General features: G+C 48.6%; 13 protein-coding genes. 1 reads left to right on the top strand and 12 read right to left on the bottom strand.

Going from position 1 to position 24,873, the window contains the following annotated elements; genetic code table 11:
• Nucleotides 1-151: 151 nt before the first annotated feature.
• The 9 genes from CKQ84_RS09105 to CKQ84_RS09065 form a co-directional block, all read right to left on the bottom strand.
• Nucleotides 152-14,260, bottom strand: coding sequence for a putative Ig domain-containing protein (locus CKQ84_RS09105; protein WP_105251013.1), 14,109 nt, complete (start codon nucleotides 14,258-14,260; stop codon nucleotides 152-154).
• On the bottom strand, nucleotides 14,257-15,117 hold the full coding sequence (locus CKQ84_RS09100; RefSeq protein WP_105251012.1) for a sulfotransferase: 861 nt from the start codon (nucleotides 15,115-15,117) through the stop codon (nucleotides 14,257-14,259). The genes CKQ84_RS09105 and CKQ84_RS09100 overlap by 4 nt, the downstream gene beginning before the upstream one ends.
• A gap of 70 nt (nucleotides 15,118-15,187) precedes the next feature.
• The gene (locus CKQ84_RS09095; RefSeq protein WP_105251011.1) at nucleotides 15,188-15,727 is read right to left on the bottom strand and encodes a phage tail protein; all 540 of its coding nucleotides are present in this window, start codon (nucleotides 15,725-15,727) and stop codon (nucleotides 15,188-15,190) included.
• A gap of 11 nt (nucleotides 15,728-15,738) precedes the next feature.
• Nucleotides 15,739-16,269 (bottom strand): phage tail protein, encoded by a 531-nt coding sequence (locus CKQ84_RS09090; protein ID WP_105251010.1) that lies wholly within the window; start codon nucleotides 16,267-16,269, stop codon nucleotides 15,739-15,741.
• A gap of 12 nt (nucleotides 16,270-16,281) precedes the next feature.
• Complete coding sequence (locus tag CKQ84_RS09085) at nucleotides 16,282-16,803, bottom strand: phage tail protein (RefSeq protein WP_105251009.1); 522 nt, start codon at nucleotides 16,801-16,803, stop codon at nucleotides 16,282-16,284.
• Between the two features lie 84 nt (nucleotides 16,804-16,887).
• A complete protein-coding gene (locus CKQ84_RS09080; protein WP_158683034.1) occupies nucleotides 16,888-17,379 on the bottom strand; it encodes a GNAT family N-acetyltransferase in 492 nt (163 codons plus the stop codon).
• Nucleotides 17,380-17,659: 280 nt separating this feature from the next.
• Nucleotides 17,660-18,799, bottom strand: a complete 1,140-nt coding sequence (locus tag CKQ84_RS09075) for a sulfotransferase family protein (RefSeq protein ID WP_105251007.1) — start codon at nucleotides 18,797-18,799, stop codon at nucleotides 17,660-17,662.
• Entirely contained in the window at nucleotides 18,799-20,844 is a 2,046-nt protein-coding gene (locus CKQ84_RS09070; protein WP_105251006.1) for a phytanoyl-CoA dioxygenase family protein, read from the bottom strand. The genes CKQ84_RS09075 and CKQ84_RS09070 overlap by 1 nt, the downstream gene beginning before the upstream one ends.
• A complete protein-coding gene (locus CKQ84_RS09065) occupies nucleotides 20,822-21,409 on the bottom strand; it encodes an aspartyl/asparaginyl beta-hydroxylase domain-containing protein (RefSeq protein WP_173913169.1) in 588 nt (195 codons plus the stop codon). The genes CKQ84_RS09070 and CKQ84_RS09065 overlap by 23 nt, the downstream gene beginning before the upstream one ends.
• A gap of 160 nt (nucleotides 21,410-21,569) precedes the next feature.
• On the opposite strand from CKQ84_RS09065, the gene yrfG reads away from it, so the two are divergent.
• Nucleotides 21,570-22,232, top strand: coding sequence for a GMP/IMP nucleotidase (yrfG, locus tag CKQ84_RS09060; protein WP_105251004.1), 663 nt, complete (start codon nucleotides 21,570-21,572; stop codon nucleotides 22,230-22,232).
• A gap of 142 nt (nucleotides 22,233-22,374) precedes the next feature.
• On the opposite strand, the gene CKQ84_RS09055 is transcribed toward yrfG, so the two are convergent.
• Genes CKQ84_RS09055 through gspL form a run of 3 tightly spaced genes read right to left on the bottom strand, consistent with a single transcriptional unit; the run spans nucleotide 22,375 to nucleotide 24,816 of the window.
• Entirely contained in the window at nucleotides 22,375-23,136 is a 762-nt protein-coding gene (locus CKQ84_RS09055) for a type II secretion system protein N (RefSeq protein WP_105251003.1), read from the bottom strand.
• Between the two features lie 14 nt (nucleotides 23,137-23,150).
• Nucleotides 23,151-23,627, bottom strand: a complete 477-nt coding sequence (locus tag CKQ84_RS09050) for a type II secretion system protein M (RefSeq protein WP_105251002.1) — start codon at nucleotides 23,625-23,627, stop codon at nucleotides 23,151-23,153.
• Nucleotide 23,628: 1 nt separating this feature from the next.
• On the bottom strand, nucleotides 23,629-24,816 hold the full coding sequence (gspL, locus tag CKQ84_RS09045; protein WP_105251001.1) for a type II secretion system protein GspL: 1,188 nt from the start codon (nucleotides 24,814-24,816) through the stop codon (nucleotides 23,629-23,631).
• Between the last annotated feature and the right edge of the window lie 57 nt (nucleotides 24,817-24,873).

Here is a 24,873-nt window from a genome sequence, read left to right as displayed (position 1 = left end):
TTACATGCTCCTAATGGTAAGCCACAAATCCTTTGCGATATGCATCACAAACCCAGCCCAGCCTTAAGTGAACACCTTCAAAATATTCTCAAATATGATGTTTTTATTGGATAGTAAAAAGGGGCGAATGCCCCTTTTAATATGCTAACGCTTAAAATTGATATCGTAGATTGAGCTGGTAACTGAGGAAATCATTAGGCTCGATATCCACATATTGATATCCCAAACCTACAGACCATGACTCAGTAAATTGATAGCTAAAACGCACGCCCGCATACCAATCTGTACCATCAAGCTCTGTAGTTAAACGGCTATTGCCCATAGTGCTACTGATATCCGCTTGCCACCTAAACAACCCGATGGGTACTTCAAACCGCCAAGCTTCATGTTGGAGTAAAGTGAAACGTAATCCCAGCATGACACCATCGGCCAGTACTGGCGTTACGGCTTTGACCTGCTCATGATATTGCTCAGGGGTGAGACTTGCGCCCTCAATCCTCGCAGTCCCATTACCAAAGTCGGCATAGCCTAATTCGATGGCAACAAAGGGAGTCCATTGATAACCGATACTCACACCCAAAGCAGTATCTTTATCATCAACCGATGTTACAAAGCCTGTCCCCGCTTGTGGCTGTAGATCTCGCCTGCTGCTATCAACCTGAGCTTGCCCGACAAATCCCTCGACATACCAGTTATCAGCCGCATTTGCTTGATTAACGGAGCCTGCGAGCAACACAGCGCCCAAGACTAATTTATGTAATTCCTTACGGCGAATTAACCCCATTGTAAGAATCAAACCTAATGCCCATAAGGACATACTGCCTCCACCCGACTTGTTATCTATCACCACATCTTGGTATGCCTTAACTGTGATTAACGCTTGCCCAGTTGCTTCGCCGCCCAATCCATCACTAATCTGATAACTCACAGTATCTACTCCATCAAATCCAGTTTTAGGGATATAACGTAGTTTATTAGACTCAACAGAAACCGTTCCTTGCTGCGCGGTTGCGCTGACTAAGGTTAAAACGTTGCCGTCGGGATCGCTGTCATTACTCAACACATCGAGTAACAAGCTCGTTCTGTCATCTATGGCAGCACTATCATTCACTGTCGTAGGTGCCGTATTGCCATTAACAATCACAGTCAACTCACTACTCGCAGTACCACCTTTACCATCAGTAATGCTATACACCAGCACATCTGTACCGATGAAATCGGTTGCTGGCGTGTAACTTAACTGCTGATTAGCCAAGATAACTACAGTTCCGAACTCGCTGGTGACTTGTGTTACCGTCAAGGCATCACCATCGCTATCCGTATCATTGGCGAGCACATCGACATCGAGACTCTGATTCCAAGGTAAAGATGCCGTATCTGGGTTCGCCACAGGTAAATGGTTACCATTGAGTATCACTGACACACCACTTGGGTCGACAATGGTTCGGTTAGCGACGCCATCGTCATCGTTTGGCCCGCCATCTTCTATGGTTAACTGAACACACCAATGGCCTTCAGTTAATCCTGAAGTCCAACGATTATCTCCAGGAGGAGGGCAGAAACCACGCTCACCTTCACTACTCGCGACACTATTACGTGCATCAATCACAAAATCCTTCCAACCATTTTGGGCTTGATACTTACGATATACCGCATTGGCAGGAACTGGCGAACGTTGTGGTATCACCAGACTGTAACTCTGCCCTTGTTGCGGTAGTCCTGTAGCAATGAAGTCAAAAATCCCCCCCACATTGGCCGCGATACTGTCTTCAGGAACCAGATTAGGTAATAGTTGAATACCACTTTGCTCTTGCATCAGTGCAATATTACCTAAGCGTAAGCACACGCCCGCTTGCCCCTCTGCCAAGAAGTACACAGGCTGTAACTCACCTTCAGGCATCACGTTACAATCATTGATTGCATCCAAGTAATCTGGAATGCCATCGCGGTCTGTATCGGTAAATCCCTCTTGGTTATCAGGGATCAAATCACCGTCGGTATCAGTCCCTGTCAGAGGTGGCAAAGATGGGCGCACAACAATATAAACTTTCTCCGTGGTAGACAGCGCGGGTAAGCCGCTATCCGTCACAGTCAGGCTCACAGGATAAATGCCCGGCAAGACCTCTGTCGGCAAGAAGAACATCCCCGCATCATCGGACTGCAAGTTCAGCGCGCCACTCGACCATACAGATGTCAAAGTATCGTTCATGTTGGCATCGCTAATCTGCGCATGAATATGAACCTCGCCACCATTTTGTGCCACGATCAACTGACGTTCACCCGCTTGAGTCACCTCAAGAGTCACACTCGGGGCAATGTTAGCCTCAGTGATCGACACTTGTGTTTGCTTCTTACTGCCTAAATTCAAACTTGGATCTAGGCTGATCAACACATCTTCTTCAGCCTCAACTTCCCCATCCTCTATGGTTCTAAAGTGAATATGGGCCAATGTACCTGAAGTAATCTCCACTACCGCATCGACTAAGTCATGATCATTGCTGTCCGCGGAACCTGCAACCGTATAAGGAACTGATATTGGATACTCAGGCGCGACACCGTTTAAGTGAATACTAACAACAACCTCATTACCCTCACCCACGACTTGATCTTTACTCAAGGAAATTAATGGATGCACTTTTACTTTCTGAGCTTTAGTCGCTTTGTTGCCATCACGATCTACGGCTTGCCAGTAAGCAAGATAACTACCAGGGGCAAAGAATAAACGCTTATCGACCAAAGAAACGGGCAGTGGATGACCATTACGATCGACGGCCTTCGCAAACCCTAGATCCACCCGAGTGAACAAGCCTGTTGCATTAACCTCAACATCACTAGGTACAGTAATAACAGGTAAATTGTCAGCCTCCCCACCTTCTACCAGTAAGTTGACTTTTGCACTTGCGCGCCCTTTCTGACCATCACTAATGGTATAACGAAGTGCGACCGGACCAACATAAGCTGCAGGGGCAGTAAATATGAGTCCATCAGCAGTAATCTGCACACTACCGATGTCTGCTGCCGCGCCATCGATAGTCAAAGTATCACCGTCCACATCAACATCATTCTCTAGCGCAGCTAGTGTGTATTTATCATCCGCGGTGCTGGCTAGAGTGTAATTATCATCTACAGCTTGTGGGTCATCATTCACTGGCGTGACATTCATGGTGATAGTTGCAGGCTCAGAACTCAGTTCAGCATCCTTAGCAATAAAGCTTATCTGATCTGCACCGTTGAAATCTTTCTCCGGTGTGTATAACCACACAGTTCCATGCTGCTCCAAAGTGCCCGATTCAGGTTGGCTCACCACTTCATAGGCAAGAGGATCACTATCTGCATCCTCCCCAGTAAGCGTGATCATCACAGAGCTATCTTCCTCTAAGGTCACACTTGCACTCGTCGCAACAGGCGCATCGTTAACGTTAGTCACTGTAATGCTAAAGGACTGCTCAGCCGTTAAGCCATCCGTGTCCGTCACTCGTAAAGTGACAGCATGACTGCCCACATCCGCATTGCTCGGCGTACCACTGAGTAAACCCGTCGCCGCGTTGAAACTTAACCAGCTCGGTTTGGTCACTGCGCTCAGCGTTAAGCTGTCGCCGGTATCGGAGTCAGTTGCAGTCAAGCTGTAGCTGTACGCCGCATCTTGAATGGCTGCCGTTATCGCCGTCGAACTAATCGTTGGCGCATCGTTGACGTTAGTCACTGTGATACTAAAGCTTTGCTCAGCCGTTAAGCCATCCGTGTCCGTCACTCGTAAAGTAACAGCATGACTGCCCACATCCGCATTGCTTGGCGTGCCACTGAGTAAACCCGTCGCCGCGTTGAAACTCAACCAACTCGGTTTAGTCACTGCGCTCAGCGTTAAGCTGTCGCCTGTATCGGAGTCAGTTGCAGTCAAGCTGTAGCTGTACGCCGCATCTTGAGTGGCTGCCGTCACCGCCGTCGAACTAATCGTTGGCGCATCGTTGACGTTGGTGACCGTGATACTAAAGCTTTGCTCAGCCGTTAAGCCATCCGTGTCCGTCACACGTAAGGTGACAGCATGACTGCCCACATCCGCATTGCTCGGCGTACCACTGAGTAAACCCGTCGCCGCGTTGAAACTTAACCAGCTCGGTTTGGTCACTGCGCTCAGCGTTAAGCTGTCGCCGGTATCGGAGTCAGTTGCAGTCAAGCTGTAGCTGTACGCCGCATCTTGAATGGCTGCCGTTATCGCCGTCGAACTAATCGTTGGCGCATCGTTGACGTTAGTCACTGTGATACTAAAGCTTTGCTCAGCCGTTAAGCCATCCGTGTCCGTCACTCGTAAGGTAACAGCATGACTGCCCACATCCGCATTGCTTGGCGTGCCACTGAGTAAACCCGTCGCCGCGTTGAAACTCAACCAACTCGGTTTAGTCACTGCGCTCAGCGTTAAGCTGTCGCCTGTATCGGAGTCAGTTGCAGTCAAGCTGTAGCTGTACGCCGCATCTTGAGTGGCTGCCGTCACCGCCGTCGAACTAATCGTTGGCGCATCGTTGACGTTGGTGACCGTGATACTAAAGCTTTGCTCAGCCGTTAAGCCATCCGTGTCCGTCACACGTAAGGTGACAGCATGACTGCCCACATCCGCATTGCTCGGCGTACCACTGAGTAAACCCGTCGCCGCGTTGAAACTTAACCAGCTCGGTTTGGTCACTGCGCTCAGCGTTAAGCTGTCGCCGGTATCGGAGTCAGTTGCAGTCAAGCTGTAGCTGTACGCCGCATCTTGAATGGCTGCCGTTATCGCCGTCGAACTAATCGTTGGCGCATCGTTGACGTTAGTCACTGTGATACTAAAGCTTTGCTCAGCCGTTAAGCCATCCGTGTCCGTCACTCGTAAGGTAACAGCATGACTGCCCACATCCGCATTGCTTGGCGTGCCACTGAGTAAACCCGTCGCCGCGTTGAAACTTAACCAGCTCGGTTTGGTCACCGCACTAAATGTCAGTACGTCGTCCACATCGACATCTGTAGCGGCAAAGGTATAGCTGTAAACAGCGTCTTGCACAGCGGCCGTAGTTGCTGTTGAAGTGATGATAGGTGCGTCGTTGCTATTAGTGACTGTAATACTAAACGATTGATCTGCTGTTAATCCGTCAGCGTCCGTCACTCGCAGTAACACTGCATGACTGCCCACATCCGCATTGCTTGGCGTGCCACTGAGTAACCCTGTCGCCGCGTTGAAACTCAACCAGCTCGGTTTGGTCACTGCGCTCAAGGTTAAGCTGTCGCCAGTATCAGAGTCGCTGGCCACTAAGTTGTAGCTGTACGCCGCATCTTGGGTTGCCGCCGTCATCGCCGTCGAACTAATCGTCGGCGCATCGTTAACGTTCGTTACTGTGATACTAAAGCTTTGCTCAGCCGTTAAGCCATCCGTGTCCGTCACACGTAAAGTGACAGCATGACTGCCCACATCCGCATTGCTCGGCGTGCCACTGAGTAACCCTGTCGCCGCGTTGAAACTCAACCAGCTTGGTTTGGTCACTGCGCTCAAGGTTAAGCTGTCGCCAGTATCAGAGTCGCTGGCCACTAAGTTGTAGCTGTACGCCGCATCTTGGGTTGCCGCCGTCATCGCCGTCGAACTAATCGTCGGCGCATCGTTGACGTTGGTGACCGTGATACTAAAGCTTTGCTCAGCCGTTAAGCCATCCGTGTCCGTCACACGTAAGGTGACAGCATGACTGCCCACATCCGCATTACTCGGCGTGCCACTGAGTAACCCTGTCGCCGCGTTGAAACTCAACCAGCTTGGTTTGGTCACTGCGCTCAAGGTTAAGCTGTCGCCTGTATCGGAGTCAGTTGCAGTCAAGCTGTAGCTGTACGCCGCATCTTGAGTGGCTGCCGTCACCGCCGTCGAACTAATCGTTGGCGCATCGTTGACGTTGGTGACCGTGATACTAAAGCTTTGCTCAGCCGTTAAGCCATCCGTGTCCGTCACACGTAAGGTGACAGCATGACTGCCCACATCCGCATTGCTTGGCGTGCCACTGAGTAACCCTGTCGCCGCGTTGAAACTCAACCAGCTCGGTTTGGTCACTGCGCTCAAGGTTAAGCTGTCGCCAGTATCAGAGTCGCTGGCCACTAAGTTGTAGCTGTACGCCGCATCTTGGGTTGCCGCCGTCATCGCCGTCGAACTAATCGTCGGCGCATCGTTAACGTTCGTTACTGTGATACTAAAGCTTTGCTCAGCCGTTAAGCCATCCGTGTCCGTCACACGTAAAGTGACAGCATGACTGCCCACATCCGCATTGCTCGGCGTGCCACTGAGTAACCCTGTCGCCGCGTTGAAACTCAACCAGCTTGGTTTGGTCACTGCGCTCAAGGTTAAGCTGTCGCCAGTATCAGAGTCAGTTGCAGTCAAGCTGTAGCTGTAAGCGGCATCTTGGGTTGCTGCCGTCACCGCCGTCGAACTAATCGTCGGCGCATCGTTGACGTTGGTGACCGTGATACTAAAGCTTTGCTCAGCCGTTAAGCCATCCGTGTCCGTCACACGTAAGGTGACAGCATGACTGCCCACATCCGCATTACTCGGCGTGCCACTGAGTAACCCTGTCGCCGCGTTGAAACTCAACCAGCTTGGTTTGGTCACTGCGCTCAAGGTTAAGCTGTCGCCAGTATCAGAGTCAGTTGCAGTCAAGCTGTAGCTGTAAGCGGCATCTTGGGTTGCTGCCGTCACCGCCGTCGAACTAATCGTTGGCGCATCGTTGACGTTTGTCACTGTGAGATTGAAAGCAGGCAGACTCGCACTGAGCACTCCATCACTCACACTGATCACAATTGCCGTCGTCATACCAACATCTACATTGCTCGGCGTACCGCTCAATGCCCCCGTCGCTGTATTAAAGCTCGCCCACGAAGGTCGATTCGTAATATCAAAAACTAAACTATTACCGTCCGCGTCTGCGGCGGTGGGCATGAAGTTATAAAGTGTACCTTGAGCTACATTGGTCGCAGGTGTCCCTAAAATAGTGGGTACACTATTCACCACAACCTCGAAGGTTTGAGTACTAGTATTACCCGCACCATCTTCGAGCGTAAGGGTGATGGTACTGGTACCCGAGCCAAGCGCAGTCACAGTCACACTTCTGTCGGCATTGCTTCCTGCTAATACAACATCCGCCAGTGGGACCACAGTGGTATCAGAACTCGCTGGCGTTACTAGGATATCCGTTGCAGCGGTTACATCATCGGCAATAGTAAATGCGAGCGTAGATGAGCTCTCGCCAGGTTGAATGTTTTGATGAGCAATTGCCGAGGAAGTGGGTGCACTCGTATCAATAGTCACAGAAAGGGCGCTCGATGCAACACTGCTATTTCCTGCAATATCAGTCGCAACTGCTGTGATGTTATGGGTTCCAGGGCTCATGCTCGTCGCGTTGACACTCCAGTTACCACTCCCATCCGCATTGACTGTACCAAGCTCACCATCAAGATGGCTGCTAAGAACAACACTGGCGCCGGCCTCTGCAGTGCCCGTCAGTACGAGCGTCGTATTCTTGGTGATATTATCCGTTGAACTCACACCTGAATCACTTGCCGCATCGAGATCAGGCGCAGAAGGTGCGACAGGTACAGTGGCGTCTTGAGTAATAGTAGGGACATTCTGAGGGGCAGAAACATTACTCGCTGCATCGCTGGCAACCACGACAAAATTATTGTCACTGTCCGTCGATAATCCGGCGCTCAGGGTCCAAGCGCCCGTCACCACAATAGTATCATCCAACACAGTCGCATTATCGGCAGCACCATCATTGTTCATATCGGCATAGAGGCTGATTGTCACCCCATCTTCAGCGTGCGTACCGCTGATCAATGTCGTTGCCTGATTGGTACTGATGGCGCCAGCAGGTGTAGTTACCACTGGATCGACGGGAGCCGTCGTATCAACAATCACATTGACACTGTTCCACTGGCTGTAGCTTAAGTCAGCATCGTTACTGCCCGCATCTCGCATAGTGTCGCCATTAAGTACTATGCCATTGGCATCGACAATTAAACCACTCGCCCCCGTGTTATCACCCGCTTGGACTGTATATCTATAGGTCAGCACACCACTCGCCGCAGACACAAACACAGCCTGACGAGCCACACCATCGATATCGAGCGACAGCGTAGAAAGTGTGCCAGAAACCGTCACATCCTCGGTCAGAGTAAGAGTGATATCAATAGCACTGCCGACCCCATAATGGCCATCGTTAACATTAACCACATTCACTGCGGGAATTACAGCATCCTTCGATATGGTATCGGTCACTGCGGGACTAGAAACATTACCCGCCGCATCGGTCAGGGTAAGGCTCACTGTCAGAGTGCCATCCCCTAAGCCGCTCACGTCTATATTGACGATCTGTTGTGACGCACTTGCGACCGCAATAGATCCTGTAACAGGCGTGCCTGAACTGCCAGTAATAGTGTAATTCGCGCTGGTTCCCACCTCCGCACTTACTAAGGTCAGGCTAATCGCACTTTGATTTGCCTGAGTCACCGACGTCTGGTCAAAACTGACACCCGAAATAGTTGGTGCATCCGTATCGACAGAGTGTGCAGTGCCGGCACTATAGGCACCGAGTTCATTACCCGCATCATCAACAATATCACTCGTTGTGTGGCCAACCTTCAGACTACCCGTACCCGATATGCCATTAACAGTGACGGCAACACCCGTTCCAGAGCTAGCGGAAAGGCTCGAAATAGTACCAGATGCAGTGCCTGTGCTCGCCAGAGCAAAATCATCCGTCGTCAGACTATTCACAGATTCGCTAAAGGCGAGGTTGAATATCACACTGGCATCCGCCGCGGCACCTCCTGCAGGGGCCGAGCTGGTTATCGAGGGAATTTGTGTATCGAGCGTAAGCGCAAGTGCCGTTGACACTGCGCCAGTATTGCCCGCAACATCGGTCGCAGTGGCCGTAATGTTATGCGCGGAATTACTGGTTAATAGCGGCGTGGTAAACGACCAATTTCCAGAACCATCTGCAGTTGTTGTACCCAATACACCATCGATGCTGCTCGTGAGCGTCACAGTACTATTCGCCTCAGCGTTGCCTGTGAGTGTCGGAGTGGTATCGTTGGTTACATTGTCTGTGCTGCTGATCCCGGAATCGGAGGCCATAGCTAAATCTGGAACAGAGGGAGTCAAAGGCGCATCGCGATCGACCGCATGACTTGTGCCACCAGTATAAGCGGCGGTATAGCCATTGGTTCCATCGCCATTACCGGAAGCATCTTGGATATTGGAATTCGCCTTGACATCGAGTCTCAGGTTACCAGTGCCGCTCACAGTATTCACAGTCACATCAACACTTGTGCCAGATGCCGCAGAAACTCTGGCAATACTGCCACTTGCCGAGCCTGTTGCCGTGAGCACAAAATCATCGGCAGATAGATTGCTCGCTACCTCATCAAAACTCACAGTAAACACTAGGCTAGCAGCATTCACTACGGGTGATCCCGTTACGACAATCCCAGTCACCACCGGCGGTGTAACATCGGCAACGGTAAAGTTCCAATCGGTTTTATTGCTAATCCCAGCGTAAAGGTTACCCGCCAAGTCAGTAATAGCCCCATTGGCGATTTGAATGTAATAACTGGTATTTTCCACTAGATTAGCGGTTGGGTTAATAGTCAACACACCCGCCGTTATCGTTAACTGTCCAGCAGGTGAACCCACATCAATCGTCGCTACGGGCACATCGTCGGTGTTGTAAATAACGATATTATCGCTACCGAGTTGAATACTTTCATTCATGGTCAGCACAAAATTGGCACCAACTGCCACCCCAACATCGCCATCTAAGGGGTTAAAACTCTGTACTGTTGGCGTGGCTGTATCCACGAGAATCGCGGTAGTAGAACCAACCGAGTTAAGCGTAAGCGCTAAATTATTACCCGCACCGTCAAGCAAGGTTCCCCCGTTGGCATCAACGCTAGATGCCAAGCCAATACCATCGGTATCGTTATCACCAGACTGCACTGTATAACTAAAGACTAAATTGGAGGTTCCGGAGCCACTGATATATGGGGCATAACGGGTTATTCCGCCAATAGTCAAGACGATACGCGGCGTACCACCGACCGTATTAACAGTCACATTTTCAGTGCTGCTCACCGTAAAACTCAAGGTTTCTCCAACCACATAAGTATCACCCGCAGGGACCGCGACGCTACTCACAGTAGGCGCTATCGCATCCACTAAGACGGACGAGGTACTACCGACTGCATTTAAGGTTGAGCTCAAGCTATTACCAGAACTCTCTTTTAAGGTGCCACCATTGGCTTCTATCGATCCCGCGATCGCTATCCCATCGGTATCGAGATCGCCACTTTGCACTGTATAGCGGAAAGTCAATGCGCTGCTGCCAGTACCGGCAAGATAACTGGCATACACAGTGGATGCACCGAGCGTCAATGCAATACGCGGCGTGCCACCAACAGTAATAGCTTCGCTGGTATTGACGGTAAAATCGAGGGATTGCCCGGTAATATAAGTCGCATTAGCCGGAACGCTGACACTGGTTACCGCTGGCACCACATTATCCACTGTGGCATTACTGCTATCAGCCTGGGTTTTGCTATTGCCCGCATTATCCGTCGCCGTGATCGACACATTACGACTCGATGCATTAATGGCACCGGCAACCAAGGTATAAGTCGCCGTCCAAGTACCGCTGTTATTGGTTGCCGTGACAGCTGCCCCGCCGCCAAACTGGGAGAAGTCAACAGTCACAGCATTCATGGTGTCGTTGTTGTTATCACCACCAGCGGTGTTATTCCAGGTAGCCGTGACCGTATCGCCAGCGATATAAGCGCCCGCAGTACCAGTGCCGCCGGAAATGCCGATATACACATCGGATACCAATGGCGCAATACTATCGACTGTCGCGTTGCTGGTGTCTGCAGTTGTTGTAGTGTTGCCCGCGTTATCAATCGCAGTAAGACTGATATTGCGGTTTGTGGCATCAATAGCACCTGAGGTAATAGTGTAGGTTGCTGTCCAAGTACTGCTACTATTGCTCGCCGCCACCGCAGCACCGCCACCAAATGCAGAAAAGTCCACAGTAGCACTGCTGATAGTGTCTGTGTTGTTATCGCCACCCGCAGTATTATTCCAACTGGCGGTTACTGTATCGCCAATTTTATAGGCACCTCCGGTACCAGTGGCACCGCTGATGCTAAGACGGTTATCTGTGACAACTGGCACAACGTTATCCACAACGGCATTGGTTGTGTCAGCAGTAGTAATGTCCCCTTGGGCATTGGTTGCGGTCACGCTGACATTACGACTGGATGCATCAATCGTACCAGAAGTGAGAGTATAAGTTGCCGTCCAGGTTCCGCTGCTATCCGTCGCAGCCACAGCGGCGCCACCACCAAATTGCGAGAAATCGACAGTCACACCTGTGATTCCGGCATTATTATTGCCGCCAGCGGTATTATTCCAAGTCACAGTGACGGTATCGCCAATTTTGAAGGCTCCCCCAGACCCTGTCCCCCCTGAAATGCTGATATTGCCATCGGTTACTGTCGGCGTGGTTGACGCCGTTAATTGACTGCTATCTGCCGTGGTTAAACCACCAGAAGATGCGCGCAAATTGAAAGCTTCACTACCCGCGCCAGAATTGGTGTAGGTAATTTGCATACTGGTAAAAGTGGATACGCCACTGCTGGGAGTGATAGACACTGTGGCACCATTACTATCGGTATCTCCCGTCCCCGTGATCGTCGCGCTGCCCGCACCGTTAACTTCCGCCAAGGTAATACCTGTAGCATAACCCGTGTCCACAATGCTGTTTGCATCGCGTGCCGATACGATTGGCACAGTAGAGAAAGCAGTGTTCTGACCGCTAATGACGCTAGTAGGTGCAGGTTGAGTATCGAATACCAATTGGGTGGCTACTACATCTGAGGTTACAGAATTGGCATCAACAGTCGGCAAATTTGAACCAACGCCATCCTGATCATTCGCGGTCAGAGTGAATGCTTGCTGATCGGCGGTGGCGGTATAAGTCAGGTTGCTAAATGTCGCCACACCCGCGGTCGCCGCTTGAGTAGCGTTGGTTAAGCTTCCCGCACTGGACTCGGTCAAGGTAAGGGTTTCGGCGAAGTCCACATCGGTATTGCCGAACGCATCACGCGCCACAATGACAGGTTGGGTCGTCAATGCCGCGCCGGAAACAGAACCAGCAGGCTGGGTGGTAAAGACTAGCTGGCTAGCGACCACATCAAGGGTTGTGCCGCTGCCATTGGTGACAGCACTCTGCCCGCTTGCCATTTGCGTACCGCTGCCACCGACCGTGAGGTTGGTATCGCCATCCACACTCAAAATAATAGTGTGATCTTCTGTGAGCGTCGTATTGTCGTTGTAGTAGGCATTAACCGTGTAAGTTTCATTGCCCCCGTCAGCAACGGACATAGTCAGGCCAGAGAAGGTAATAGTATCTGCACCAGCGTTGTAAGTACCGGTCACATTGCTGGCATCCGGCCCGTTCAGGCGCCAGGTAATTTTACTGCGTTCGGCGTCGGTACTGGTGCCACTAACGTTGACAACAATTTGAGACACTGTGGTCGCAAGACCATCAGAGGTGCCACCGTCGCTGATGGTGAAGTCAAAAACATCCACAGCTTCGCCGACCGAATCAATGGTGGTTGCCAGCCCGACAGGCTCAGCAACCCCGCCTGCGGCGGTGAGGGTGGCGTCGGCGTCAGTGCCTTGGGTGGTGAAGTTCACCAGGGTGGCTGAAGCTTGAACATTGGGAGTGCCTTCATCGTCTTGCGCAACAACATAAAGATCATAGTTGGTACCGGAGGATAAACCGCTGAAAGCTTCGCTGCCAGTGGTGGCAGTGGTCGTGAAATTGCCACTGACGAGCGCAGCCGCGCCACTGCTATTTTGCCCGGCAACTACCTGGGCGGCACTCGGTGCGCCTGCGCCATCGGCTACCACTACGTAGTAGACGGTACCTTCCTCATCAAGATCAGCTGACAAGGTGGCGCCACTCAGGGTTTGACTGCCGACAGCGGGTGTACTGTTTTGGAATACCGGTGGATTTTCATCCACAGTTACACCAACGCCTACAACAGAAAAATTATCCAGCCAGGCATATACCAAAGTGGACGAAATGGTTACATAAGTAACATTGGCACCAAAGGACGTTAGATCGATGGTTGCCGGAGTTCCATTGACAACGTTTTGCGAAAAACTGCCTTTATTGCTGGTAAAAGTAAAGGAATGGGTAGTGCCGCCTCCGCCAGCGATATTGGCTACCTTTAATGATTGCGGCGAAAACGGTTCATTATTATTAAAGCGTAATGTAACCGAATTTTCGGTATTCAGCGTAAAAGCTGCCTGCCCAGTGGAACCCAAGCCGGTATAAAGTTCAGTGGCCCGGGTTGCTCCATCGATGATGAGAAAATATCCCGAAGTGCCAGTGGCCCATACTTCAGCATTAACAGTTGCATTCCCGTAATAGTCCCCGGCGTTTTTGGTTTGGCTAAAATTAATTGTTCCGGTAAATGGCGCTAGCACACCCGAAAAATCCCTTAACGCCTTCTCAGAAAACGCCAAAGTAGATTCAATATTTCCGCGGGTAACTTCTAAATCCCAGTCGCCTTGTAATTCGGCATTACCGGTTAAATTATTGGAGGCGGCAATATCCAAACCCGTGTTATTGCTGATGATATCCAGCAGCGCTTCACCGCTTTCATTCGCGGCCAGATCACAACCATAAAATAATAAATCGCCACCTTCACGCACCGCGCCTTTTAGCGCAGCAAATGCCTGCACTTCTTGCTGGATTGTCTCTGGGGTAATACGTGAATTGCCTAGCAGTATCACACCAGCTTGTGCGTGGGAAACCACATGAATAGCAGCGAGATTTTTGTGACCATCAAGTACATTAATTAATTGCGGTAATCCAGCGATAGAAGAATCTAACTCTACCAATTGAACACTATGTTTAAGGGCCCGACGCAATACCAATTTATCAGCTTCAGCCACTGCGCCATCAACAATCACCAGCTCACGCACCGGATGTGCACTCTGGATATCCAGTTGATCGCCAGATAAATCAATTAGATCCTGTGGTAAAGAGGTGTCTGAACGCAATAATAGATCGGTCGATGCACTTATCGATGAACTCAAATAGGATCGCTGATAACTCGGCGCTGCAATAGCACCAGCACCATAGAGTCCGAATGGTAATAACAGCGAGGAAAGCCCACTAAGCAGTGCGTGTCTCATGATAAGTGATTACCTTCATTTTTTGCGTTAGGTGCTACAGGTTTTTTACTTGCAATAATATTGGCTGCAGTGCCAGTACTATCCAGCCAGAAGTCCATTTCTTGATACTTCATAAATAAGTCAGGCGGTAAAATACTGCGCCTACTTTTGTATTCCACTTTCCGCTTAACGCTATGCAAACCTTTGACCCCAAGATTGTGGTCAAACTCATTTTCAGCATAGTCGACATTATTAAAATCGTGTTCGAATTGCGGTTCGCCAATAAAACGATAGATTAACTCCAGCGTGCGTGCCGGATGCTGGGTAAGCAGATCATAATCCACTAATAGCAAGCGATCAGAAAACTCGCCGTAATAGGCTTCCTTTAGTGCCGTCCATGCACTTCCAACCGCGCCACCAGCATTGATTAATGACTCGCAGCGGCTATACACAGTCTGGCGCGAGGCCGAATTGAACATACGGCTGTAATCAAAAGGGTTTTTACGGTAAATCACTTCAAAACTATCCATAATCCAAGCCGGATTACGCACACAACAAATCACTTTAAAATCATCAACCAACTCTACCAATTGGTGCAAACGAGCAGTCCAGTGACGATTAGTGTCGAAAATCACCGGATGGTTTTTATCTTGGTAATAAGCATCAATTAATGCCCGACAAATGACCTTACGTTTATGTTCATCGAAAAATGAATAGGACTCACTACCAGCCCCCATTTGTTCGAGGGCGCCATTAACAAGCCCTGCTACAGGGCTACTCATAGCCGCATGAAAGCGTGGATTTTGCCGGAGTATACCTGCAAGCAACGTCGAGCCTGCACGCGGTAAACCTGAAATAAAATGTAATTTGTTTGGCATCAATGTGACTTACTAATTAAAAATATTTATAAAAAACTTCCCGACAAACATGCCGGGGATCATTCATCAATTAATTGCGTGCCGGAAAAACGCCGTAAAGGGCAATGCAATAATTCAGAGCGATAAATGGCTGACGGTTTTCATGGGGTAGACCACCACCACTTATACCTAAAGTCTGTGTTGCCATAGCGGTATTTAATGTACCCGGTGCGGTCTGCATATAGTTGACGATACCACTGCCACCACGAATATCCTTGGCCAGATAGGTATTCGCTGCCGGAGAAGGCAAAGTCCCCTGATTATTCAAACCGGTCAGCGTGTGGTTGTGTGCTGGCATTTCAGTGGAGATCAGCGTCACCCCATTTTCACCAAACTGTTCGCCCCAATCCCAGGTTCTCAGCCCGGGGCCCTGACCTACACCAACTACGGTCTGCCCCTGCAAATTAGGCAATTGGAACGTGGTTGTACCATTGCCACCATAAGTAATTCCGATAATTGAAAACAACGCGGTATTACTTGCGATTGACAATATTTGGCCATTACACAGCGCCCAATTGTGGGGAGCGAAGCTGAATGGCAACAAACGGATTTCACCTATAAATGGATCCATAATTTCGCTCCTTAATTACGCGATGGGAAAATGCCTTCAATACATATGATGTAATTTATCGCTGTGGTAGGCATGATGTTATTGTGTGGTTGTGTTCCCCCTGAGGCTTGCACACTGAGTGCATTCATAACTTGGGGATCGGCACCGCTAGATGGCAAAGGAGCATAAATATTATCGGTATTGCTGTGGGCAAAGACATTACCCATAGGGTTAGGTGATGTGGAGGAACTTGCTGTGCTCGCCGACAAACTATGGCTGTGTGAAGGTATTTGCGGCGTTAATAAGGTAACGGATTCAACACCAAACTGCTGACCGATAACACGGGGAGTCAGACCAAGGCCATTACCCTGCCCAACCGGAAGGCGACCGCGCAAATCCGGCAATTGAAATGTTGTTACCCCATCACCACCATAAGTGGTTCCGATAATTGCGAAAAGAGTGCTTTGCTCACTAATACTTAATAGCTGACCAGCGCACAACATCCAACCTCTAGGTGCAAAACTACCCGCAAAAAGACGGATATCACCGATATAAGGATCCATAGTGATTCTCCTCTAGTTACGTGAAGGGTAAATGCCTTGAGTGGCAATGCAATAACTCAACACCAGCGACGGCTGGCAATTTTCATGGGCTTGATTGCCGCCGGTACTGGATACAGTTGCAGGGTCCAACGCTTGTAAACCTGCAGCGGACCCATACAAATTGACCTCACCTGCTGCATTTTTGGCGGCGGCAATATTATTGTCTGCAAGCAACGTGGTATCGCCGGCAGTAGAACTGGCCATCACAAGGTGATTGTGTACTGGCAGGTTGTTAAATACTAGGGTTACATTTTCAACACCCGCCTTACTGCCCTGAGGCAAACCTGCACTAACATTAGAGTGAACTGGTACGCGGCCACGCAAATCAGGCAACGCAAAGGTAGTGACTCCATCACCACCATAAGTAGTACCCAAGAGTGAAAAAAGCGCTTGGTTGGTGTTGATTGGCAATAATTGCCCAGCACACAAAGTCCAATACTTAGGTGCCCAGTTGTAGGGGAGAAGCTTAATTTCTCCGAGAAAAAAATCAGACATCCATGACTCCTTAATAAAAGTAAACCTGTCTAAACGTCATCAGGTTGATTGCACAAGCTTTCCTCTACCCCGAAACAACATTACCTATGGTGATGGCCACGATAGCCACTCTTGAGTAGGCGAAATTTCAAAAGGAAAGAAACCCAAGCGAAGGTATAGCTGTTTCGCACGCATATTTTGTCGATCAACACTCAGACTCACACTCGCCTCTTTTGCTTGGGCATAGGCTTTTACCGAGTCCAAAATGACTGAACCATAACCATAGTCACGAAATTGCGGTGCGATGACAAAGTCGACGATATGGACACAGTTAACAGAGGGATTAAGTATGATTTTGCCAATAGAAATTGATTGATATTCAATGATTAGAGTCACCGCTTGAGGGTATTGGGCAGCGTAACTCGCTTGCTGTAAGCGGTATTGTTGTTGTACTAACAGCTCTCGTTGCTGTGGGGGAAGCGGTAATAGAGACAATTCCGTCCTTGCAGAACAAAATAGTGCAAATACAAAAGCATCGTCATTTTTATACGCATAACGCAATGAATAGGCTTTAGGTAATACGATGTCTTCTACCATCAAATACATTCCCTGTAATAAGTAACTCTAACAGCGCTTTATAGTTCTTTAATTCGTCGTGGCATCTCGAGGTTAACGGACAAAAAACTCGGCCAATCGAATGACAGGTTTAAAGAGTGACTCAGGGAAATGCGTTCGCAGAATAAAAAAGGCTAACGACTTGGAAGTACATGGTTGCATTTTCCATCCCTAGAATAAAAACGTTAACTTCCTGATATTTTTTTAAAGATACACCATTGGCTAAAGCTAGTTTACGTCACTCTAAAATACAAGATACATGTTAACTTTTAGTTTCAAAAAGGTGAATATTAGACCAGTTGCAATAACGGTGGATCTGTTCTTTTTGCTTAGCCGTAAAAAAACTTTGTTTAGATTGTGAATCTGCAACAAAGGGTTGCGTGGCTGTTTTAGAGTGTATTAACTGACATTGTTCGACTTGGCTGCACTCTTCTTTAGAGAGAGCCAACGAAAACCAGTTTGCGATTTTATTCGCTATCGCGGGTAACAACTCCTGATAATCCACGACCATCACTTGGTTACGCTGACTCATCTCTAACCCATAACCCAATAACAAGCGCAATACCTTACATTGATAATCCAGTATCGACTCCCCCTCCTCTGGTACTGATAATTCACGGAATAAAGGTCGAGACGGTTGTCGCACCATATGATATCCAGCAGACTTTTGCTGTGAGGCTAAGATCTCGACGGGGTCCCTAAGTAGCAATAACACGGGAACTTGAGGATAAAGTGATAGGATCAATGGCCAAAACTGCAAATCCCACGCATTCCATTTAATCAACAAATGCTGTTCAGGATGAAACAACTGACCTTGGGTGTTAATGCAAAATATTAAAGCTGCGCGTCTTTCAGTGTCTGATAGGTTCCTATCCAATAGCACTTGAGTCAGCAAAGGCGATTCAGATAACACCCTGCATTTAGATAACCCCGCAAAACTGCGCGACACTAAGGTAGATCCACAGCGAGAGAGGTGAAATATAAATCCGGCAGGCTGCACTTGTTCTACTAGCCCAGAAAGATTTGGCGCAGGTAACAGAGCAGTTTGGGGTTTAATCAAGGCGGACAATAACTGACCCAGCACGGCAGAAATATGCTCCGAGTAGAAAGGATGAATCGGTTTTTCTGCGGCGGACATCCACTCTAATACTCTGCGTTTAGGGTCATAGTCTGCTGGCGCCCAAAACTGGCAGAAGAGTGAATAATCCGGCTCTATCCTTTGTCGATTACCAGTATGCAAGATGGCCAGTAACGTATCATCGCCACAGTCTGGTAAGTGCCAAAAAAGCCGCAAATATTGGCAAAAGTTGGTGAGAGTCATAACCTTGCCAAGCTCCCTCAGGGCGGTTGGATTATGAACTAACAACCAATAGCGTTGCTGTTGTTCTTTAAAATCAACCATTAGGAAGCCATAGGGTAAAAGTTAATGTATTGCACCATACGCGGTAACGTCCCACGATTAGGACTGGCGCCATGGGGCAAGGCATGGTGCCAAATAATTAAATCTCCCGCTTTAGCCGCTATAGGTTTTACTTGCCAGCGATACCAATCCTGTTGCTGAAGCTCAATATCAGACTTGTTCTGTTCGAGAAGCCACTCCTCTATCTTGAGATGAAATCCGGGGACACAACAGAATGCGCCTTGTTCCGCACTGGTATCGGTTAAATAAATTAACCCTTGCGTCGCAAACTTAACGGGGAGCTGTAGCGGCATATCCCAGTGCATATCCGGACCGGGGAAATGCCAAGTTGGCGTTTCAGGTGGATTAAAGCTGACTCTATCGGTTGTTATGACTAAATCAGTTCGCTGCCACAACTGTTCAAACACTTGACGGATTTTGGGGACTTGTCGATTCGCGTCCAGTTGCGGATGGCGAAACAGTTGCAGCATGATTTTCTGCATAAACTCATGAGGTTGATACCAAGTGGTGGGATCTTGTTCATTGGCTCCTAACTGCTGCCAAATAAAATCTCGAGTTGCGGCGGATTGCTCTGCCGTGAGTACTTGCGGGATCACTAAGTAGCCTTCACTTTGCCAAAAATTGAGTTGTGACTCGCTGAGGACTGCAGCCGGATTTGAGTCTTCAACCTCCGCTGAATTGAAGTCTTCGACTTCTGGTACTGTGACCGATGGCGTTAATCCATAGGAAATAGCGCCTAATTGCTGATTAATCCCTGCAATATCCGCGGCTGTTAGCTTGGCTATTTGCTGAATGTAGGCAACAAAAGCTGACTGATGATCGTTTTGATATAAAGCTCTTAGACCCGGCTCTAGCCCTATTCCACAAAGATCCAGCAAGGTTTTATCTAAGTGCCATTCATTAGCCTGTTCAGTGAATGGCACTCCCCGTTTGCGTAGCTGTATCTTTTGCCAAAGCCGCTGCAAATGATAAATGCCTAAGCAGCTCAGATCGTCACTCGACACAAGCACAGGTTTTTGCTCTATAACATCAAACACAAAATCGGGATGAGTACCCTGCTCATATCGAAAAGCAAGGCATGAAAGAGGCTTAAGCCAATGCTCGCGTCGATATCGAGGTAACGTGAGTTGAGATTGGTTTTCGCTCAACTTCGATTCACCATAAACTTGAATGCTAGTAGTAAACTTAAGCGTTACTGCACTCAGACTAAAATCGGGCAATAGTAATGTACCAGCCAAGAAACTGCGGTCTCCACTGGCAAGCAAGCGTGCTGTTTGTAGGTTGAGCGCGAATAACGGCCCTAAATAATGCGTCTCCACAAAGTCCTGCACAGTACGGCACTCGAGCCAAGCGTCTAACTCAATGTTTTGCGGGATGAGCACACCATCATCGGCAAGATACGCCTGTAAATGGGTAAAAATTTGCACTTGCGGCTCCTGTTGCAACAAGTGCTTCATGGTTTCGGAAAGAATCACATCAAACTTTACGACTGTATTTGGCTGCCAAAGCGTGGCATCCGCACAGACACTCTCCACCATACGATCAGCTAAATCAAAGTGTTCAATAAGCTTGGTAACTTTATCTAACGAGGCTTGATGAATGTCGAGCAAGGTCACTTGAATTTGACTCGCAGAAAATAACGGCAGCAGAGGTAATAATAACCAAGCAAAAGGCCCAGTCCCCGCATATAAGATGTTCACAATCTGCCCGGGATGAGCCTTTAGACGATCTTGTATTGCTTGATAAATCCCTTGTATAAAGACTCGGCCCCGCTCGGGATCTTCGGCACACTGCGCCGCGGTAGTGAGTGACACCGCCTTACCAAAAGGCGTATGGCTCGCCTCAGTATCCAAAAAAGACTCGGGGTGTAACTCCACTGCCGCTATTTGGCATAACTGCTTCAGCATGGGATCAATGAGCCGTTTAGACTCCCCCGCTGAAGTTGACAGCAGTAGCGCATTAGCAAACTGAGTTAATACAGCTACATCCAAACTATGCCCTAATTCAAGCTCTGATCTTTGCAGCATCGATTAACTCCCTTAACCAAGTATTGACCTCGCAATCAATCACTAAATTGATCCGCGCATCCTGCCCTTTATTTTCAACCCAATGGACTTGGTCGGCATTGATATACCAAAGCTCTCCGGCCTGCATGGGTACACGTTTATCGTCCACGTAAAAGTTGAGTTGCTCATTCGTTTGCAGTGGCAAATGCAGTCTTGCTTCGCCTTGTTCTAGGCAGAGTCCTTGATCTCTATGAGGTTTGATTTCTGCCCCCGCATGTAAGCGCATCAAACGCACGGATTTCACTGGGCAGGCTAAAGATTGTAGAAAATGGCATAACGCAGGGCTCGATTCGAGTTGAGGCAAATCTTGCCAGTGCTGACCGGTAGAAATTGAGAAGGCTTGCAAGATAGGATGAGCACCGCGATACTCTGCTGCACAGCGTAAGACGAGAACATCCCAACCACCCATATAATCACGCTGATTTACATGGGGTAACCAGTCTTGTTGCAGCAAAGCATTCAACTCTTGCTGTAAACTAAGGGGGTTTAAAACTTGAGCTAATAGGGCAAAAGAACAGATATCCATATCCAACCGCTTAATTTTCAGACTAAAAATAATTAATCATCCAAGACTAGCACAAAGATTTAAGCATACAAGTGACTCGAATCATCGTCATCACTGAGTATTACGCAGTGCAACAATCAATGCTAAGCGTGATTCAGTTTTGCAAAAATAGGAAATACCCATGTTTAACTGGAAGACTATCGATACGGTTCTGCTCGATATGGATGGCACCCTATTGGATTTGCACTTCGACAATCATTTTTGGCTGAATTTAGTACCGCAGGAATTGAGTCGACAGCAAGGTGTGAGCCACAACGAAGCGCAGCAATTAGTTGTGAACGCCTATGAGAAAGTCGTAGGCACGCTCGATTGGTACTGTCTCGATTATTGGCAGGAGCAACTGCAGCTCGACATTATGGGCTTGCACCGCACTTTAGTGGATCGTATTCAACTGCGCCAAGACAGCATGCCATTTTTAGCGGCCTTAGCCTCTGCAGGTAAACGGCGCATCCTAGTGACCAATGCGCATCCCAAGAGTCTTGCCCTAAAGCTTGAACATACTGAGCTAGCAGCAGGGCTCGATGACATGATTTCTAGCCACGAGACAGGTTACCCTAAGGAACACCCACAATTTTGGCTGACCTTGTTTAAACAATTCAACCTTGAACCAAGTCGCTGTCTCTTTATCGACGATAGCGAACCCATACTCAAAGCCGCTAAACTTGCTGGAGTGGGCCATCAATTGGGGATTGCTAACCCAGACAGTAAAAAACCAATCAAAGTCTTTCACGATTTTCCCGCGATTACCGACTATCACTCACTACTGACTGATCTAACACGATAAAAAAGCCATAAAAAAGGCACCTAAGGTGCCTTCGTTTCTATTCATCGCGTTGTTTTAGGATCGAACGTTTAATCGCAACTCTCGCATTACGGCCTTCACATCTGAGCACTCACATTAAGTTTAAGTGCTCATCTAAAACAGCCTATAACCCAGGGATCCGCCCCTGATATACCACAGGGAAATAACCATCCGCACCACGCTTACCTAAAATATTCAGCGACTCACGCATATCTTCTGGTTGCTCTGCCGTTTCTTTAATCTTAGCCTCAACCTTCACCATATTGCCTTCATCTAACTGTAAGGTACCAACAATACCAAGCTGGTTCTTGGTTTCATCTGTGGCCAATTGCGCTTTGCCTTCGACACAACTCAGTCCGAGTTCAATATTACCTAGAGGATAGTTACCAAACTGATTCTTAACATTGGTTTGATTCAAAAACAGCTTACCAGACAACTGTTCACACCAAGGCTTACCTTGCTCTAACGTCTCGACTAATAGGCTGACTTCACCGGATATTTCGGTTTTAAAGGGCAGTTTTGCATTGCCGAGTAAAAAGCTATCCGGCGCTTCGAAACGTAACCCCTGCGCACTTAAGCCTCCCATAGACCAAGAAATTAATCCCTTAGCACTGACAGGTGTTGCGCGGCTGCCCACTTGAAAATCAACTTTCACTTTACCTAAAAATAGCGCCCAAGGACTCAGATCCCAACGCACTTGCTCTACCTGGCGCTGCGGCATACTTAAGGTTTCTATGCTGCCAGACCAAATACTGCCACTCACACCCGAAACACTGATATTCGCGGGCAATGGGGCTAACGCTATCGCAATCTTAGCGGGGAATAGAACGACTAAAAATATTAAATAAATCAGTACGCCTATGATGACTTTTTTTATCAAACTCACAGCTACACCTTAATTTATTGCGCTAATTGGATACGTCTCACTTTGACATAGCCAGGTACATCGGCCTCAGCCAAATCAACACTTTCGAGCGAAAGTCCTTTCTTCTGCACTAACTCACTCAAATAACCTAACAAGGCATCAAAAGGAACATCGTCCATCCACACTTGGATCTTATCGCCTTGGGGCTGCATGCGAGTAATCACTAACCCATAATTGCCCGCAGTTTGGTTAACCACTGAGCTTAAACTGCCCGACGTCGTTGGCTTAGCACCGTTCTGCTTCAAACTCGCTATTTTATTCGCCGTTTGTTTTACATAGTTCAACGTCTGTTGCTGTGCATTGAGGTTACGTAATGCATCGGCTTCAGCATTGGCAATCGGCGTCCAAACACCCCAATAAAAAATACCAATGACTAAAAATACCGAGCAAAAGCCTACTAACTGCTGCTCGCGCGATGCGAGCCCTTGCCACCAAGTCCGCAAATTATCCATCTTATTTGCTCCTCAAGGTTAAGGTGCTGGTGACTTGCTCTTCACCACTATTCATAGTGCCGCCATCGAGTTGAAAACGACGACCGACAATCTCTTTAAACTTCTCGATCTGCGCGTAATTTTTCGCACTCACTTGCATGCGGATCTCATTACGAGCGCTTTCGAATCTTAAGCTATTAGGTTTAAGTTCAGGCACTTGCTTAAAGGCATCCTGTAAACCATCGAGCATGGCAAAAAACTCGGCACCACTACCCTGTCCCTGCAATGCACGTAACTGACTTTCCATCTGCGAACGTAGGTTAACAATACGCGAATTTCCCGGGATCACTTGCTGATAAATGGATTCACTCTGGGCTTTAAGATCGGCAACCTGACCATTGACTTGATGTATAGTCAGCCCTTTATTCACTAAGGCCAGCACGCACGCGATGGCAATAACGATGGCCGCACTTTTCCACATCATCAACTGTTTGCTGTATTCACGCTTCGGCGTGTAAACGCCGCTCAGTAAGTTCACTGGCGCATGCAAAATACCGCGGGCCAACACTAACATAGGTAGCTCAAGTGACTGCGGCTTAAGCTCGACCCCCTCGAGTTGCAGCTCGGTATAACTGGCAACTGAGACCTCACCTTGCACTGGCTTAAGTTGTTCTAACGCAATTGGCAACCAAGGCAGAGGTAAGCTCTGGCCCGAAGCTAATCCGGTACGCAGCAATAGCTCATTGCCAAAATTCATTGCCGCCCATTGGCACTCTTGCAATGGCAAGGCTAAACAGTCAGGCACAATGCGCTTCACTTTTAAACCCGCTTCGGTCAAACAACTCAGCCAAGTCTGCATTTGCTCATGGGCCACAGCGACCACACTTAAGGCGTCACCGTCACGTGGACCAACAGTAAAATGCATGGCATCGACATCATCGGCTAAGGCTTCTTCGAGCATAAAAGGCAAGGCTTTCAAGGCTTGGCGTTGACCTTTTTCTGGCAAATGCACGCTAGTGAGCGTCATTGCCGCGGCGGGCACTAACACATCGACGGGACGATTGCCCGCACGCTCGGTTAAGGTCGACAAACCTTGGGCATTGGCGAGCTCGCCAGAGGCGATAATTTCCTGTTCTTGCTCCGACCAAACGAGCCAAGAGCACGCTTGCTCTGCTGTTCTGCCTAAGCGAATAAATAGCCGTTCACTCACAGTTTTTCTCCACCAGTCCCAGTCAAGAAAGCGTGACTGAGCTCGTTGCTATTATTT

The organism is Shewanella sp. WE21 (genome assembly GCF_002966515.1).
GTDB lineage: Bacteria > Pseudomonadota > Gammaproteobacteria > Enterobacterales > Shewanellaceae > Shewanella > Shewanella oncorhynchi.
Note: the sequence above shows the minus strand (reverse complement) of the source record. Positions and strands in the feature narration are given on the sequence as shown.